The organism is Massilia sp. GCM10023247 (genome assembly GCF_042653325.1).
In the GTDB taxonomy this organism is placed as follows: domain Bacteria; phylum Pseudomonadota; class Gammaproteobacteria; order Burkholderiales; family Burkholderiaceae_D; genus Telluria.
Genome location: NZ_JBHSIB010000026.1, coordinates 132,985 through 150,008 on the forward strand (window position 1 = coordinate 132,985; position 17,024 = coordinate 150,008).

A 17,024-nucleotide genomic window follows, 5' to 3' on the forward strand; every position below is an offset into this window, starting at 1 on the left:
TTTGCTTATATACGGTAGGGGCATAAGCAATCGCATAAAATAGCGATTGGCTTTTCCAGGAATCCCTTCCACACAACACACAACAACAGGAATGAACCTCCACCAACTGCGTTTCGTGCGCGAAGCCGTGCGCCAGAACTACAACCTGACCGACGCGGCCAAGGCGCTGTTCACGTCCCAGCCGGGCGTGTCGAAGGCCATCATCGAGCTCGAGGAAGAGCTCGGCGTCGACATCTTTACCCGTCACGGCAAGCGCATTCGCGGCCTGACCGAGCCGGGCCGGCTGGTGCTGCAATCGGTCGAGCTGATCATGCAGGAGATCGACAGCCTGAAACGGATCGGCAAGGAATACGCGGCCCACGACAGCGGCAGCTTCACGATTGCCACCACGCACACCCAGGCACGCTACATCCTGCCCAAGGTAGTGCAGGCCTTCATGGGCAAATTCCCGAAAGTGCGCTTGTCTTTGCTGCAGGGCAACCCGAAACAGATCGCCGACATGGTCAAGATCGGGCAGGCCGACCTCGCCATCGCCACCGAGGCGATCGCCGCCATCGACGGCCTGGTGACCTTGCCCTGCTACCAGTGGGAGCACGTGCTCGTGGTGCCGCCCGACCATGAACTGCTGCGCTCGAAGGCGATCTCGCTGGAAGAAATTGCGACCTATCCCTTGATCACCTATGATGCCGCCTTTGCGGGGCGCAGCAAGATCGACCACGCCTTCAGCTTGCGCGACCTGAAGCCGGACGTGCTGCTGGAAGCCATCGATGCCGACGTCATCAAGACCTATGTCGAGCTCGGGATGGGGGTCGGCATCATTGCCGGCATGGCCTTCGACGCCGAGCGCGACCGCAACCTGCGCACGATTCCGGTCGGGCACCTGTTCGGGATGAACGTGTCGCGCGTGGCGGTGAAGCAGGGCGCCTACCTGCGCAGCTATATCTATACCTTCATCGAACTGCTGGCGCCCAGCCTGAACCGCAAGATGGTGGAGTCGGCGATGCGCGGCGGCGAGAACTATGAGCTGTAAAGCGACGAACTGTCAGAGAAAAGTATGAACAATCAACAAGTTGCAAAGTATTACGCCCTGCTGGGCGAGGCCGGCGAGGACAAGTACCTCGAGCCGGACATGGACGAAGACATCGACGACATGAGCATCCACCTGGGCAATGTGCTGTCCGGGCATACGGTGCTGGAACTGGGCTGCGGCACCGGGTTCTGGACCGAAATCGTGGCAGAGTCGGCGCAATCGGTGCTGGCGCTGGACATCAATGCCGGCCTGGTCGACATCGCCCGCGAGCGTGGCATGCCGGAGGGCAAGGTCAATTTCCGTGTCGCCGACGCGCTCGACCTGCCGGAAGACATCGGCAAGTTCAGCGCGGTGCTGGTGAGCTTTCTCTGGTCGCACCTGAACAAGAAAGAGCAGGAGCAACTGCTCGCGACACTCAAGAAACGCCTGGGCAAGGACGTGCTACTGGTGATCCTCGACGATTCCTTCGTCGAAGGCTTCAGCGAAACCATTGCCCGCACGGACGCGGATGGCACCACGTACCAGATCCTGACCACGCCCGAGGGCGAGCGTTTCGAACTGCCGAAGAGCTACCAGTCGGACAGCGCGCTGAGAAAGCGGCTGGGGAATGTGGGCAAGGAAATCAAGATCGAGCGCATCGAGTTCTTCTGGATCCTGACCTGCCGCCTGAAATAAGGCGTACGAAAAACGAACGCGCGTGGCAGCACGCGCGTTCGTCGTTTACCTCATCTCGTCACATCAAAACGCGTGGCGCACACCCACCGTGAACGCGCTCGGATCGGCGCCCAGCGCGGTCGCCGGCGGCGTCACGTTGGTCGAGGACGAGTTCAGGCCGAACACGGCGCGCTCGTTGTTGCGCATCGTGCCGTAGCTGGTGTACAGGCTGGTGCGCTTGGACAGCGAGTAGGCGTAGGCCAGGGCCCAGGCATTGCCGCGGGCGCCGCTTTCGAGTTCGTTGCGCTGCAGGTTCACGAAGAACTTGTTCGCGCCCGCAGTGTAGTTGCCGCCGACGTTGATCTGCTCGAATTCGTTGTTCGGGCCGGCCTGGTCCGCGTTCAGGTAGTTGGCCTTGAGGTCGAAGCTGCCCAGCTTGTAGCCGATACCGACCGCCATTTCCTTGTCGTCTTCGAGCGCCACGCGCTCCAGGCGGTGGTAACCGGCACCAAGGTAGAACGGGCCGTTCTTGTATTCCAGTGCCACGCCCATCAGGCTGCCCGACGGGTCGGCCGTGCGCTCGCCGGCCGAGTAGGCTGCCAGCAGCGAGAAGCCGCCCATCGGCGCGCTCTTGAAGTTGACCGAATTCGACAGGCGGCGGGTCAGGCGGTTGCTGGTGAAGGCCGACAGGTTGCTGCCGTAGAAGCCCTGGCCGAAGGCGTCGGTGGCGGAAGCGATTGCCGCGATCGGGCTGTACTCGCGGCCCACGGTCAGCAGGCCGAAGCCGCCTTCCAGGCCGACCACGGCGCGGCGGCCGAAGAGGGCGGAGTCGGACGCGCCGGTGTCGAGCGCGACGCCCGCTTCGATGTTGAATACCGCCTTCAGGCCATTGCCCAGGTCTTCAGTGCCGCGGAATCCCAGGCGGCTGCTCGACTGGTTGCCCGAATTGATGACAGTGCGGCGCTTTTCGCCCGGCGCATCCGTGTCCTCGACGGCGACGGCTGCATCCATGATGCCGTAGATGGTGACGTTGGTTTGCGCATGCGCGAACAGCGGCAGGGTCGTGACCAGCGCAGCGGCCAGGGCTTTGTAATGCATGAAGATCTCCAATAAGGTATGACGAAGGATTGAGTTGGCAAGTTGTCAAACTCAAGGTCCAGCGCATCTTATCGGGTCAATATTTCCTGCTGATGACAGAGGCGTACCAAGGCTCCATTACGCCGACGTGCAGCCGGGGACAGCTGCGCGTCGGATGAGGAAGAAGGGCTACACCGTATGGTCGGTTACCGGCAGCACGATGTCGATGCGGGTGCCGGGCGGTTCGTCGGCGCTGACGGAGATGTCTCCCTTCAGGGCCCAGACGCGCTCGCGCATGCCGATCAGGCCGAGCGACTCGGCCTTGTCGAGGTCTTCCTCGCGGATGCCGCGGCCGTCGTCGCGGATCGTGATCAGGAGCTGGTGGTCGAGGCGGTACAGATTCATCGTCACGCTGGTGGCCTGGGCATGGCGCGCGACGTTGGTGAGCGCTTCCTGGACGATGCGGAACACGGCGGTGCTGGCCGCGTCGTCCAGGCGCAGCTCGGCCTCGTCGGCGAGCAGGGTGCAGGCAATGCCGTGGCGCTCGACGAAATCGTCGCGCAAGCCCTGCAGCGCGAAATAGAGGCCGCCCTCGTCGAGGGCGCGCGGGCGCAGGTTGGTGGCGATGCGGCGCAGCGAGGTGATCGCCGTCAGCAGGTTGCCGTCCATGCCCTCGATCAGGTGCTGCGCATTCGGCGCGGCGCCGCAGGCCTCGCGCAGCAGGGTCAGGTCCATGCGCAGCGAGGCGAGCAGCTGGCCGAGGTCGTCGTGCAGTTCGCGCGCGATGTGGGTGCGCTCTTCCTCGCGGATGGTCTGGAGCGCCGCCGACAGCTGGCGCAGCTGGTCGTGCGAGCGCGCCAGCTTGCGCTGCACGCGCTGGCGCTCGGAGACGTCGCGCAGGATGATCGTATACAGGGTGTGCCCGTCCTGCAGGGTATCGGCGATCGAGCCTTCGATGGCGAAGCGTTCGCCCTTGGGGCGCAGGCCGGTGCCGGCGTAATCGGTGCCGCGCCGGCCGGCCCGTCCGTCGGCCGGGAAATAGTCGGGCGGCGCACCGTTATGCTCGCGCGGGGCCTCGCGCGGTACCTCGATAAAGCGCGCCAGCGGGCTGCCCTGCATCTCGTTCACGCTGACGCCGAACATGCTGGCGGCCGCCGGGTTGGCCAGCACGATGCGGCTGGTCTCGTCGGCCGAGATGATGGCTTCGCCCGCGTTGTGGACGATGCGCCGGCTGTGCAGCAGCGGGGCGTCGCCGGCCTCGCTGCGCCTGACGCGGTCGAGCAGGCGCGCGGCCAGGTAACCGAGCCCGAACATGGCCAGGCCGGCCTTGCCGGGACGCAGGTTGCGCTGTCGTTTCATGTGGTAAGCCTGCTGTAACGTCCGCGTGCGCGGACCAAACGCTACGATACGGCGCGCGCGGCTGGGTATGGTTGAGCAGGCACAAGCGGGGCTGCCACGGGTGACGCGCAAGGTAGGGTGGGCACTCGTGCCCACGCAGTCGTGCTTTGGAAAACCGCCAAGGGTAGCAAAAGCCGTTTACGCATGTTCGCTCCAGGAAACCCGCCGGTATTACATCTGCTTGAACAGGTGCAGGAAACTGCGGCTGACTTCGAGTTTTTCCGGGCGGCCCTTGACCAGCACCAGGTGGCGGCCGCGGATGTCGCGCGTCACGCCCTCGATGGCGTTGACGTTGACGAGGGTGGCGCGGTGGATCTGCCAGAACAGGGCGGGGTCGAGTTCGTCGGCCAGGTCGCGCACCGGCTTGCGGATCAGGGCTTCGAAGGTCGCGGTCTGAACGCAGGTATATTTCTCGTCGGAGCGGAAGAACAGGATGTCCTCGACCGGGATCATGCGCAAGTCCTGGCCGATGCTGGCCTGGATCCATTGCAGGTGCTTCGGTTTCGGGGCGGCGATCTTTTCGGCCAGCTGCGACAGCATGGCGGTGACGCTGTCGTTGACCGCGCCGCCCGGCTCGCCGAGGCGGGCCCGCAGCCGCTCCTTGAGGCGTTCGACCGTCACCTTCAGGCGCTCCGGTTCGGACGGCTTGAGCACGTAGTCGACCGCGCCGCGCTCGAAGGCCTCGACCGCATACTGGTCGTAGGCGGTGACGAACACGATCTGGCTGCGGTCGCCGATTTCGCGCGCCGCTTCGATGCCGGTCTTGCCCGGCATGCGGATGTCCAGGAAAGTGAAGTCGGGCTTGTGCTGGCCGACCAGTTCCACTGCTTCCTCGCCGTTCTTGGCTTCGCCCACGATTTCCAGTTCCGGCCACACCTGCTCCAGGCGCATGCGCAACTGGTCGCGCATCAATCTTTCATCGTCGGCAATAATCGCGGTAGGCATGGTGTAATCCGGTCGGAAAAAGAGAGTGACAATTATTCAAGAAAACAGCGCGGCAGGCAAGCCATCGCTTACCTCGCCTCGGCGCCCTGGGCGGCGCGGCCTTTGGCGGCAGGGGCCTGCGACACCTGGTAGGGCACCTCGACCATGGCGATCACGCCGCTCGGGCTGTTGGCCGCGATGTGGAGCTGGCCGGCGTCGCCGTGCAGCAGGCGCAGGCGCTCGCGGATGGTCGGCAGGCCGAGTCCGGTGCCCTTGCTCGGCACCACGCCGAAGCCGACGCCGTCGTCGGTGACGGTCAGGCGCAATTTGCCGTCGACCACGTCGGCCGTGACTTTCAGGGTGCCGCCCTCGGGCTTGCATTCGAGGCCGTGCTTGATGGCGTTCTCGACCATCGACTGGAGCATCATCGGCGGAAACGCGGCGCTCCTGAGCGCATCGGGGATGCGCATGTCGACCGTCAGCCGCTCTTCCATGCGCATCTTGAGCAGGTCCAGGTAGGCCGTCACCATGTCCACCTCGCGCCCGAGGTCGGTGACGAGGGTGTTGTCGCGCATTTGCGGCAGCACCGCGCGCAGGTACTGGATCAGGCTGCGCTGCATGGCCGAGGCGCGTGGCGGATTGGTCTCGATCAGGTGTTCGACCGAGGCCAGCGTGTTGAACAGGAAGTGCGGCTCGACCTGGGCCTGCATCATCTGCATCTTCGTTTCCGAGAGCTGGCGCTGCATTGATTCGCGCTCGGCGGCGGCGTTCGCGTTGCGGGTCTGCTGCTCGGCGCGTTTCTTGCCGCCCATCAGGGCCTTGATGCCGAACAGGGTCAACACCAGCAGCAGCACGAAGCTGGTGAACCAGGTCGATGCCTGTTTGTGGTAACGCGACACTTTCGCTTCGGCCGCATCGTCGACGGCCCCTTCGATCGCCACCGACAGTTCTTCGGCGATCTGCGGCGGCAGTTCGATGTGGACGGCGTCGCCGTTCGGCTGCATGGCCTTGGGCGGCGCCGCGCCCGGGACCGGTCCAGGCGGCGGCTCCGCCAGGCCCGGCGGCTGCGGTGGCTGTGGCGGTGTTTCCGGCGTGGGAGGCCGCGGCTTGTTGCGCGGGTTGAAGCGGATGCCGCTGTCGTCGATCACGATGCTGGCCTGGTCGCGGCGGGCGGCGCGCTCGGCGGCCGCGATGTCGACCTGGCTGCCCGAAAACAGGATGTCTTCCAGGATGAAGCCGGCGATCAGCAGCAAGGCCGCGAACAGGAAAAACATCCACCACGACAATTGGGTCACCCAGGTCGCGACCGCGTCGAAGGCGCGGTACAGCGACGACAGGAGGCCGGCAAAGTAATGGTTGGCGGAGCTACGGGCTTGCATGGTCAGGGTCTGGTCATCGATTCATGGGCGCAGCGAGTGTACCGCGTCCCGGCAGCCCGGTGCCGAAAAACTGCTCCGCAGAACAGAAGGCGGACCGGCGCAGGTGTTGGAATGATGCAACTTTACTCGCCTGGCCCGGAGCGGGCAGCCGCTTTGCGACAGCCTGCAGGAAGCGGGGAGTGGAATGCATCGGCGCGGGAACGCGTGCAGGGTGGAGCGGGCGGCGAACCGCTCCCGACGCCACCGGCTTGTTGGCGCTGTAGCAAACCCGCAGCGCCCGCATCCACCCGGCGTCAAGCCGGCATCCGGTCCCGCACCAGCTCGCGCGCCTCGTCGGCCGCCAGGGGCTCGCGCAACAGCATGCCCTGCAAGGCCTCGCAACCGTGCGAAGTGAGAAAATCGCGCTGTGCCCGGGTTTCCACCGCTTCGCCGATCACCGGCATGTTCAGGTTGTGGCCGATGTCGATCAGGGTGCGCGCCATGGTGCTGCCTTCGCCGCCGTCGGGCTCGTCGGCGGTAATGGCGTGCACGGCTTCCTGGGCCAGTTTCAATTGGCCCACGCACAGTTCGCGCAGGAAGCCGAGGTCGGACATGCCGTGGCCGAATTCGTCCACCGACAGCATCAGGCCGAGCTGGCGCAGCTGGCTGGCCAGGTCGCGCACCTGGCCCGGGTTGCGGATCAGGGTTTCTTCGCGCAGTTCGATCTGCAGGCTGCCGGGCGCGAGGCCGTACTGGGACAGGCGCGCGGCGATGCCGGAAACAAAATCCTGTTGGCCATATTCGCGCGCCGAGACGTTCACCGCCACCGGCACGTCGGTGATGCCGAGCTCCTTGAGGTCGCGCAGGAAGGCGCAGGCCTGGTCGAGCACCCAGGCGCCGAACTGGACGATGCGCCCGTTTTCCTCGGCTTCCTGGAGGAAGGCGGCCGGCAGCAGCACGCCGTGCTGCGGATGGCGCCAGCGCAGCAGGGCTTCGAAGCAGATCACGCGCCCGTTGCGCGCATCGATCGAGGGCTGGTACAGCATGAACAGTTCGTTGCGCTCGATCGCATGCGCCATGCCGGAATCGAGTTCGTGGCGCGCCTCGGTGGTCGACTTCATGTCGGTCGAGAAAAAATAGATTTCGTCGCGCCCGGTCGCCTTGGCGTGGTACATGGCGACGTCGGCCGCGCGGATCAGGTCGGCCGTGGTGACGCCGTCGTGCGGATACACCGACACGCCCAGGCTGGCGCCGACCGCGATTTCCTTGTGCATGAACGAAACCGGCTGGGTCAGGCCCTGGCGCAGGCGCTCGATCATGCGCAGCGTGTAGCGCAGCGAAGGCTGGTTGACCAGCACCAGCACGAATTCGTCGCCCGACAGCCGCGCCACCGTGTCGCTGTCGCGCACCGAGGCCTGCAGGCGCCGCGCCACCACCTTGAGCACGACGTCGCCTGCCTCGTGGCCGAAGCTGTCGTTGATGTTCTTGAAGTTGTTCAGGTCGATGAGCACGACGGCAACCAGCGACTTCTGGCGCTGCGACAGGTGCAGCGCATGCTCGATCCGGTCCCACAGCAGGTTGCGGTTGGCCAGGCCGGTGAGGGCGTCGTGGTTGACTTCGTGCTCGAGGTGGGCCGTGCGCTGCTTGCTGGCGGTGACGTCCATGATGATGCCGATGAAATGGGTGGCCTCGCCATGTTCGTCGAGCACGGGCGTGATGCTCAGGTCGTTCCAGAACAGCTCGCCGTTCTTGCGCAGGTTGCGAAACACCACGTTGACCGGCTGGCGCGCGGCGATGGCGTCGTGCACCCGGGCGCGTTCGTTGCTGTCCATGCCGGGCGCGGCCATGAAGCGCGAATCACGGCCGATGACCTCGGCGGCCGGGTAGCCGCTGATGCGTTCGAAGGCCGGGTTGACGTATTCGATCGGGCAGTCGCGCCCCTCGATGCGGGTGATCACGATGCCGTTGTTGGCCGCGTGCAGCGCCCGTTCGCGCAGGCGCAGCGCGCGTTCCTGGCGGCGCCGCTCGGAGATGTCGAGCCCCATGCCGAACAGGTACTCGCCGCTGTCGCAGGCGATGCGCGAGCCGCACAGCAGCATCGGCGTTTCGCGGCCGCTGCGCGAGACGACGTCGGCTTCGATCATGACTTCCTGGTTGTCCTCGAACACCTGGCGGATTTTCTCGGCGATCAGGGGCCGGGTATCGAGGTCGAACAGCTCGACGGCGCTGGTGGCGGCCGTTTCCTCGGAGCTGAGTCCGGTGATGCGCTCATGGTTGCGGTTCCACAGCACGAAGCGGCCCGCGCGGTTGATCGCATAGAAGGTGCCGGGCAGGACATCGACCAGGCGCGCCAGCGGGGTGCGCCCGACCAGTTCGGACTCGGGCGTGGAATCGTCGTGGACGTTGTCGATGAAGGCGACCCAGGACTGGACGGCGCCTCCCGGCCCGGCCTGGGGCAGCAGTGCCAGGTCGGCCTGGACCGTGAGGCCGTCGGCATGGCGCATGGCGACCGGGTTGGTATGGCCGTGGCCGTTGGCGAGGGCGCGCCAGCGCTCCTCGCTGCCCGCCGCATCGACGCCGATGAGCAAGGACCAGAGCGGCTGGCCGAGCGCCCCCTGCGGCGCGAACCCGAGCAGCCGCTGGCAGGCCTCGTTCCAGGCAGCGATGATGCCGGACTCATCGACCAGGAAGGCAGCGCGGGCAGTCGGTACTGGCAAGCTCATGCTGGGCGCCTATGGGTAGTTGGGCATCCTCAGTTGGACTCGCTAAGCCTACACGCGTTCCCGCAGGTTTGTCGCGTCTGTGCAAAAGCAAAGAGCCACCGGCATGCGGTGGCTCTTCGTCACGCGGGCGCGGCCTTGCGGGCCGCGGTCTTACGCCGCCGCGCTGGCCTCGCGTTCGGGCAGGGCGATCTCGTTGCCGGTGCTGAACTGGTAGTCCTTGAACACGTGCTCGGCGCTCAGGATCTGGTAGTTGCCGTCGTCGAGCTTGTGGGTCGTGTCCTTGAGACGGTAAGTGTAGTGGCCGCAGGTCCAGCAATTGAAATTGCGCATGTGCGTGCACAGGCAGGTCTTGTCCATCACCGGCGGGTTTTTCACATCCGGGTTGGCCAGCACCTCGCGGTTGTACGAGTTGATGTAGGCGCAGTTGCCGGTGGCGTCGAGCAGGTAGCCGTAGGATTCGCAGCCCGGGCGGATGCCGGAACCGATGGCCGGCGTGCTTTTCAGCATGCGCATCGGATAGCCGGTCGGCGAGATGCCGTTGACGATGATGTCTTCCTCGCTGGCGCGGAAATACTCCTGCTTGACGCTGTCGGGCAGGCCGCATTCGTGGGTCACGGTGAAGCGCGTGGCCACCTGCACGCCGCCGACGCCTTTTTCGAGGAAGCTGACGGCGTCCGAGCCGGTGAACACGCCGCCGGCCGCGATCAGCGGGATGTCGATGTTTTCCGCGCGCATGTAGGCGAGGATTTCGTCGATGATCGTGTGCAGGTCGTACTTGTTCCAGTCGAAGCCGAAGCCCAGGTGGCCGCCGGCCAGCGGGCCTTCGACGATGACGAAGTCGGGCAGGCGGTTCAGTTTCGAGACCTTGCGCAGGAACAGTTGCAGCGCGCGCACGGACGACACGATGATGCCGAGTTTCGCTTCGCGGAAACGCGGGTGGTCCTTGATCAGTTCGAACGAGCCGAGGTGGAGGCCGGCCGACATGGTGATGCCGTCGATGCCCGCGTCCAGCGCCGCGGACAGGCGCGTGCGCAGCGTCTCCTTCGGCGCGTTCATGGTCAGCTTTTCCATGCAGTTCACGAAAATCAGGCCATCGCCCTGTTTCGCCGCCATCGTCGCGCCCACGTGCAGGCGGGTCGCCTCGGCCAGGCGCTCGAGGTCGAACTGCACCACGGCCTTGTCCATGTTGTTGATGTTGAACTTGTAGAGCTTGGTCTTGTCCTTGACGAAGGTGGTATCGAACTTGCGGTCCGAAACGTCCTGCACCATCGCGTCCGAGATATGGCCGATGCCGCCCAGGCGCGCCGCTTCCAGCGCCAGCTCGGAGGTCGAAATGTCCACGCCCATTCCGCCAATCATGATGGGCACATATTCCTTGTTGCCCAGACGCAGGCGGAAATCATCAACACGTTTCATTGCTATCCTTAGACTACCAAAGTTGCGTTCGCTCAAAACCGCGCCATCGCAGATTGAACGAGTTTGTGCAGCCTCAATTCTACCCCAAGCACATTGGGGTGGAGCGCGGCCGTTGGCGACGGCGAGGCCTACCGGCCCCGCCGCGGACATATGTCAGAATTTAATTAATCGGCACGCCGATTAATCGCGGAAATTGTTGAATGCCAGCGGCAGGTCCTGGATGTCCTTGCGCAGCAGGGCCATCGCGGCCTGCAGGTCGTCGCGCTTGGCACCCGTGACGCGCACGGTTTCGCCCTGGATGCTGGCCTGGACCTTCATCTTGCTTTCCTTGATCGCCTTGGTGATCTTCTTGGCGTCCTCGGTCTCGATGCCGTTGCGCACCTTGATGACTTGCTTGACCTTGTCGCCGCCGATCTTCTCGATCTTTTCCTCGTCGAGGAAACGCACGTCGACTTTCCGCTTCGTCATTTTGTTGACGAGCACGTCGCGCACCTGGCTCAACTGGAAGTCGGAATCGGCGAACAGGGTCAGTTCGCGCTCCTTCTGCTCGACCTTGGCCGAGCTGCCCTTGAAGTCGAAGCGGGTGGTGATTTCCTTGTTCGATTGCTCGACGGCATTCTTCACTTCGACCATGTCTGCTTCGCAGACCACGTCAAACGATGGCATGGCGGTTTCCTTTTAACTGTTACTGCTGAATTTGGATTGCCGGTATTTTAACGGACAAGCCGGAAATAGTACGACCGTTTGGTAGCATTGCCCGGCACGGGGATTTCCGGCAGCGCCGGGCTTGCCTCTATAATCGGATGGATTCCCGTTCAACGTTCCGCTCCGCCTCCGAGTCCATGCCCCACGACCTGCCCATCGAACACGACGTTTCCCTGCAAGCATTCAACACCTTCGGCCTGGCGGCGCGTGCCCGCCGTTACCTGCGCGTCACGAGCCCGGCCCAGCTCGAACAGTTGCACACCGACCCGGCGCTGGCGTCCCTGCCGCGCTTCGTGCTCGGCGGCGGCAGCAATGTGCTGCTCACGCGCGACGTCGATGCGCTGGTGCTGCACATGGCCATTCCCGGGCGCGCCATCGTGGGCGAGGAGGACGGCTGCACGCTGGTGCGCGCCGGCGCCGGCGAGAACTGGCACGGTTTCGTCGACTATACGCTCGGGCAGGGTCTCGGCGGGCTGGAAAACCTGTCGCTCATTCCCGGCACCGTGGGCGCCGCCCCGATCCAGAACATCGGCGCCTACGGCCTCGAGATCAAGGACGTGTTCCATTCGCTGACCGTGTTCGATCCGGCCAGCGGCGCGCGCCGCACGCTGCGCGGCGCCGACTGCCGTTTCGGCTACCGCGACAGCATCTTCAAGCATCCGGAAGGGGCCGGCCTGGTGGTGCTCGACGTTACCTTCGCCCTGCCGCGCGCCTGGCAGCCGAACCTGCGCTATGCCGAGCTGGCAAACGCGCTGGAAGCGGCCGGCCTGGCGGCGCCGACGCCGCGCCAGGTGAGCGACACGGTGGTCGCGATCCGGCGCCGCAAGCTGCCCGACCCGGCCGAGGTCGGCAACGCCGGCAGCTTCTTCAAGAACCCGGTGGTGGGCGGCGCGCAGTGCGAAGCCTTGCTGGCGCAGCATCCGCAGCTGGTGCACCACCGCCAGCCGGACGGCAGCGAAAAGCTGGCCGCCGGCTGGCTCATCGACCAGTGCGGCTGGAAGGGCAGGGAGCTGGGCGCCGCCGGGGTCTACCCGAAGCAGGCGCTGGTGCTGGTGAACAAGGGCGGCGCGACGGGCGCCGAGGTGCTGGCGCTGGCGCGCGCGATCCAGGACGACGTGTTCGAACGCTTCGGCGTCGCACTGGAACCGGAACCGGTTTTTATCTAAGGGCGCGGATCAGACCCGGAAGGCCGCCACCCGGTTGCGCCCGCGTCCCTTGGCCGCGCTGACCGCTTCCTCGGCGCGGGTGACGACGGTCTCGAAGGCGCCGTCCTCGGTCGGCACGGTGCTGGCCACGCCGATCGACATGGTCACGATGCGCCGCTCCGGCAGCGGATGCGACAGGGCCAGGTGTTCCAGTGCCGTGCGGCAGGCCTCCGCCACCTGCACCGCGCCGTCGAGCTTGGTGTCGGGCAGCAGGATCGCGAAGCGCTTGCCGTCGTAGCGCGCCGCCAGGTCCGACGGGCGCTTGAGCTGCCCGGTCAGCACGCCGGCCAGCTTGCGCAGGCACAGGTCGCCCGCCTCGCGCCCGAGGCGTTCGTTGAAATGATGGAAATTGTCGATGTCGCACACCAGCAGCGAGAGCGGCTGGCCGCTGCGGCGGGCGCGGCCCCATTCCGCCTGCGCCGCCTCGTCGAAACGGTTGCGGCTCGGAATGCCGGTGAGCGGATCGACACCGGCGTGGCGGTCGAGCTGGGCCTGGATGCGTCCCAGCGTATCCTGGCTGGCGTGCAGGCGGCGCAGCGCCTCGTCGTGCTCTTCCACGGCGCGGCTGACCGCCGCGTGGTAGCGCAGGCGCGCCAGCAGCTCGGCCCTGCCGGGCAGGGCGGCCAGGTAATCGGTGGCGCCGGCGGCAAACGCGGATTCGCGGTGGATGCCGTCGCAGCCGGGCGCCAGCACCAGCAGCGGCAACGCGCGCATGGTCTCGTCGCCGCGGCAGGCGCGCACGAAGGCGCTGCAATCCTGGGCGCCGGGCAGGGCGCGCACGATCACCGCGGGCCGCAGCGCGGCCGCCTGGCGGGCGGCGCCGGCGGCGTCGCTCAAGTGCAATTCGATGTCGCCGGCATCGGCCAGCATTTCGCGCAGCGCGGCGGCGAAAGGCGGCGCCCCCACCAGCAAAACGCGGCATCGGGGGTGGGGCGGCAGGAAGGCGAGGACAGGTGACATCGAATCGGCTGAGAGGGACTGGGCGGCACATTCTACCCCGAGCAGATGACAAATGTGTTGCATTTGATTTATCAGCCGTGCCTGCTTACAACGGTCAGGGCGCCTGACAAAACCTTCAGGGCAAGGGATGCGGCCACCCGAAGCGGCGTCGAAGACAGTACCCGTTGTGCGGCGAGACGCTGCAACGCAGCGATGGATTTTTGTTTGGCGCTCCAAGCGGCATCGCCGGCGAATCGGCTATCCTGCCTACCTCGCGCAAAGGAGAACCGCATGAAAGCCATCGTCACCGGCCACAGCAAGGGCCTGGGCGCCGCCATCGCCGCCGACCTGCTGGGGCGCGGCATTCCCGTGCTGGGCCTGGCCAGGGGCGGGGCCCCGGGCCTCGCCGCCCGCTTCCCCGGCCTGCTCCAGGAAATCGCCCTCGACCTGTCCGACAGTGCGGCCTTGTCCGCATGGCTGGCAGGCGACGCGCTGGCCGCCTTGCTGGCGGGCGAGGGCGCCGTGCTGCTGGTTAACAATGCCGGCGTGGTCTGGCCGGTCGGGCCGCTCGCCGAACAGGACCCGCTCGACGCCATCAAGGCCGTCACGCTGAACGTGGCGGCGCCGCTGGCGCTGGCTGCCGCCGCCGTGCGTGCCAGCCCGGGGGCGCAGCGGCGCATCCTGCACGTGTCGAGCGGGGCCGGGCGCAGCGCCTATCCCGGCTGGAGCGTCTACTGCGCCACCAAGGCCGCGCTCGACCGGCATGCCGAAGCGGTCGCGCTCGACGCCGACCCGGCGGTGCGCGCCTGCAGCCTGGCGCCCGGCGTGATCGACACCGGCATGCAGGCCGAGATCCGCGCCACGCCCGCGGCGCGCTTTCCGATGAAGGAGCGTTTCGAGCGGCTCAAGCAGGAAGGGGCCTTGACTCCGCCCGAGGCGTGCGCCGCGGCGCTGGTCGACTACCTGCTGGCGCCGCGCTTCGGCGCCCGGCCGGCCGACGACCTGCGCCGGGCCTAGCGCGCGGATAGCGAGGGTCGAGGCAGGAAGCGGTGGCGTCAGCGCCGCCGGGCCACGCAAATCAGACCTGGCGCCCCGTACTTCGCATGCGAGCGCGACGACGGCTGCCGCCGCAGGGCCTTGAGTGCTTCCAGGTCGTTGATGTTGACGGCGCGCTGGTGGATGGTGATCAGCCCCGCCTCCGCAAACCCGGACACCGTGCGGCTGACCGTCTCCAGGGTGAGGCCGAGATGGCTTCCGATTTCCTGGCGTGTCATGCGCAGGTTGAACGTCCTGCACGAGTAGCCCATTGCGGCAAAGCGTTCGGAAAGCGACACCAGAAAACGGGCAACCCGCGCCTCGGCCGACATTGTGCTGAGCATCCCGATGCTGGCCTGCCGCCTCATCAACTCCCGGCTCATAATCCGATACACCATGTTTTCCACGTCCGGATACAGGTGGCCCAGCCTGGACAAGGTCTTGAACGGCAATACGACCAGATCGCAATCCGACAAGGCGACGGCTTCCGACATGTACTGCCGGGTATCGATGCCATCGACACCGATGAGGTCGCCCCTCATCGGGAAACTCAGTACCTGCTCGTTGTCGGACTGGTCGAACTGCACGATTTTCAGGAAGCCCGTGTTGACGACATACAAGTTGTCGAAGGTGTGCCCGGTCCGGTAGACATGCTGCCCGGCCTTGAAATGCACACGCTGGAACAGCAGGTTGTCGCAGCTGACCGGGAAGGTAAGCCGGATGTCCAGGAGGCTGCATACCTCTTCCACGGTGTACCACAGCCAGCCGCTGCGCTGCCGGCCTGCTTCTATCTTAGAGACACTCATCATTTGATCGATCGTTGGGAAAAAAGGGGAAGGATGAACCGTACTTGCGGCGGCGCCTGCCGCCGGCCTGTGCTCAAGGAAGGGCAGGCCCGTCCCCGATGCGCTCCGGCGCCGGCAGGCCGGGCACGCCGCGCAGCGTCCAGCGCCGCGGCACGCCCGAGCGCTGTCTGGCCGAGCCGGCGAGCACGCGCTGCACCAGTGCCGCGGGCATGTCGGTCTCGCGCATGAAAGCTTGCGCCACCTCGCTGCCCAGGTTTTCGCGGTAGGCGAGCGCCACGTCGACCAGCGTGGCCAGCATGGGATCGATGCGGCGCTCCTGGCGGCGCTCCTTCAAAGGCTTGTCCAACCCTACCTCCAATGACGTGCTCCATGCTGCCTGTGGGCGTCATGTTCGTTAATCTTTTCTGCGAAATAATGAAATGCATTACTGAACGCCTATCAGCTCGATCTCGAACAGCAGGGCCGCGTCCGGCGGAACCGCACTGCCGCTGCCGGCCCGCCCGTAAGCCATCGACGCCGGAACGATCAGGGTGCGCTTGCCGCCGACACGCATCCCGGTCAGCCCCTGTTCCCAGCCCTGGATCACCTGGCCGGCACCGAGCCGGAACGTGAAGGGCGCCCGCCCGACCGAGGTGTCGAATTGCGCCCCCTTGAAGTCGACCTTGCTCGCATCGTAGAGCCAGCCGGTGTAATGCACCGTCAGAGTGCGCCCCGAGGTGGCCAGCGTCCCGCTGCCGGGCGTGGTGTCGATCCGCTGGAAGGCCGGCCCCTGGCCTTGCGGCGTGCTGGCGCGGTCTTTCGTGTAGCGGCTGTCGGCCAGGTAGCCGGCACCGACCGGCGAGAGCAGGACCAGCTCGCCCTTGTCGAGATAGAGCGCACCGGGCGCGCTTGCCGCCGGCTGCTGCCCGGCATCGGCGCTGCAGACCGGCCCGTCGGAATACGCAATGCACCAGTTGCGCACCCCGTTTTCGACCGTCGTCGTCACCGCCGGCCCGCTGCGGGTGCGCGTGTAGGCCGGCACCGCGATCGTGACCAGGTCGAGCGCGACCGGGACCGCTGCCGTATTCGGCGCCAGGGCCGCCGGCGCCGTCGCCGTGCTGGTGTAGGTCAGCGAAAAATCCGCGCTGAGCGTCTCGGAGGCGATCGGGCTGCCGGTGCAGCCGAGCGCATCATGGAAGTTGCGCACCAGGTTCAGCTGCAAGGCATCCGCACCGCCGCCGGCCCTGGCCAGTGTCGCGGTGTCCTGCATGCGGCCCTGGCAGGGGCCGTACCAGGTGCCGGCATACTTCTCCAGCACCGAAGCGGTGGCGGGCGGCGTCACCGGCGTCGCAGGCGGCGTCGCAGGCGGCGTCGTGGGCGGGGTGGCCGGCGGCGTGACCGCGGTCGGCGGCGCGACGACGGCCGTCTGCGTGCCGCCGTCGCCACCGCCGCCACCGCAGGCGCTCAGCGCCATGCCGGCCGCCAGCAGCAGGGCATGACAGCGCATTGCCGCCAGGCGCCGCTCCTGTCTTTCAGGACAGCTAATTTGTTTATATGAAACAACCGCCAGGCGATCCTTCGCAGGTGCGCACATATTATTTTCCCCAGTTCATTTTGATTTTCTTTTATTCAACTTATGCCGCATACGGCGGCGCTTATTTTTGTAATTAACAGTTATTGAAGATAAGAAACGCCACTGCGATTGGCCGTCTTTTAAAATGACGGATTTGTGAATGCAAAAATATTGTGCACCGCGATTCGTGTAATGCGCAACG

The 17,024-nt window shown here is 65.9% G+C and carries 15 protein-coding genes; 4 read left to right on the forward strand and 11 right to left on the reverse strand.

What is annotated here, in order from left to right:
- Positions 1-91 precede the first annotated feature (91 nt).
- On the forward strand, positions 92-1,030 hold the full coding sequence (locus ACFPAH_RS21475; protein WP_379749420.1) for a CysB family HTH-type transcriptional regulator: 939 nt from the start codon (positions 92-94) through the stop codon (positions 1,028-1,030).
- A gap of 24 nt (positions 1,031-1,054) precedes the next feature.
- Entirely contained in the window at positions 1,055-1,705 is a 651-nt protein-coding gene (locus ACFPAH_RS21480; RefSeq protein ID WP_379749422.1) for a class I SAM-dependent methyltransferase, read from the forward strand.
- Between the two features lie 63 nt (positions 1,706-1,768).
- Here ACFPAH_RS21480 and ACFPAH_RS21485 read toward each other — a convergent pair whose 3' ends face one another.
- The 7 genes from ACFPAH_RS21485 to ACFPAH_RS21515 form a co-directional block, all read right to left on the reverse strand.
- Positions 1,769-2,782 carry a porin gene (locus ACFPAH_RS21485; protein ID WP_379749424.1) on the reverse strand — a complete coding sequence of 338 codons (1,014 nt, stop codon included), beginning with the start codon at positions 2,780-2,782 and terminating at the stop codon, positions 1,769-1,771.
- A 168-nt stretch (positions 2,783-2,950) separates the two neighbouring features.
- Complete coding sequence (locus ACFPAH_RS21490) at positions 2,951-4,120, reverse strand: histidine kinase (RefSeq protein WP_379749426.1); 1,170 nt, start codon at positions 4,118-4,120, stop codon at positions 2,951-2,953.
- Positions 4,121-4,330: 210 nt separating this feature from the next.
- Complete coding sequence (locus ACFPAH_RS21495; RefSeq protein ID WP_379749428.1) at positions 4,331-5,104, reverse strand: LytR/AlgR family response regulator transcription factor; 774 nt, start codon at positions 5,102-5,104, stop codon at positions 4,331-4,333.
- Between the two features lie 68 nt (positions 5,105-5,172).
- Positions 5,173-6,462, reverse strand: coding sequence for a sensor histidine kinase (locus ACFPAH_RS21500; RefSeq protein ID WP_379749430.1), 1,290 nt, complete (start codon positions 6,460-6,462; stop codon positions 5,173-5,175).
- Positions 6,463-6,755: 293 nt separating this feature from the next.
- Positions 6,756-9,164, reverse strand: coding sequence for an EAL domain-containing protein (locus tag ACFPAH_RS21505; protein WP_379749433.1), 2,409 nt, complete (start codon positions 9,162-9,164; stop codon positions 6,756-6,758).
- A gap of 150 nt (positions 9,165-9,314) precedes the next feature.
- Complete coding sequence (locus ACFPAH_RS21510) at positions 9,315-10,580, reverse strand: nitronate monooxygenase (RefSeq protein WP_379749435.1); 1,266 nt, start codon at positions 10,578-10,580, stop codon at positions 9,315-9,317.
- A 180-nt stretch (positions 10,581-10,760) separates the two neighbouring features.
- Complete coding sequence (locus tag ACFPAH_RS21515) at positions 10,761-11,246, reverse strand: YajQ family cyclic di-GMP-binding protein (protein WP_379749437.1); 486 nt, start codon at positions 11,244-11,246, stop codon at positions 10,761-10,763.
- A gap of 176 nt (positions 11,247-11,422) precedes the next feature.
- Here ACFPAH_RS21515 and murB point away from each other — a divergent pair, with 176 nt between their 5' ends.
- Positions 11,423-12,451 (forward strand): UDP-N-acetylmuramate dehydrogenase, encoded by a 1,029-nt coding sequence (gene murB, locus ACFPAH_RS21520; protein ID WP_379749439.1) that lies wholly within the window; start codon positions 11,423-11,425, stop codon positions 12,449-12,451.
- Between the two features lie 9 nt (positions 12,452-12,460).
- On the opposite strand, the gene ACFPAH_RS21525 is transcribed toward murB, so the two are convergent.
- Positions 12,461-13,450, reverse strand: a complete 990-nt coding sequence (locus ACFPAH_RS21525; protein ID WP_379749442.1) for a GGDEF domain-containing protein — start codon at positions 13,448-13,450, stop codon at positions 12,461-12,463.
- Positions 13,451-13,720: 270 nt separating this feature from the next.
- On the opposite strand from ACFPAH_RS21525, the gene ACFPAH_RS21530 reads away from it, so the two are divergent.
- Complete coding sequence (locus ACFPAH_RS21530) at positions 13,721-14,446, forward strand: SDR family oxidoreductase (RefSeq protein WP_379749445.1); 726 nt, start codon at positions 13,721-13,723, stop codon at positions 14,444-14,446.
- Positions 14,447-14,484: 38 nt separating this feature from the next.
- Here the strand turns inward: ACFPAH_RS21530 and ACFPAH_RS21535 are convergent, their stop codons facing one another.
- From ACFPAH_RS21535 to ACFPAH_RS21545, 3 genes are all read right to left on the reverse strand, one after another.
- Positions 14,485-15,270: a Crp/Fnr family transcriptional regulator gene (locus ACFPAH_RS21535; RefSeq protein ID WP_379749576.1), complete on the reverse strand. Its 786-nt coding sequence runs from the start codon at positions 15,268-15,270 to the stop codon at positions 14,485-14,487.
- A gap of 73 nt (positions 15,271-15,343) precedes the next feature.
- Positions 15,344-15,616 carry a hypothetical protein gene (locus ACFPAH_RS21540; RefSeq protein WP_379749448.1) on the reverse strand — a complete coding sequence of 91 codons (273 nt, stop codon included), beginning with the start codon at positions 15,614-15,616 and terminating at the stop codon, positions 15,344-15,346.
- A gap of 78 nt (positions 15,617-15,694) precedes the next feature.
- On the reverse strand, positions 15,695-16,756 hold the full coding sequence (locus ACFPAH_RS21545) for an FKBP-type peptidyl-prolyl cis-trans isomerase (protein WP_379749451.1): 1,062 nt from the start codon (positions 16,754-16,756) through the stop codon (positions 15,695-15,697).
- Positions 16,757-17,024: the final 268 nt, after the last annotated feature.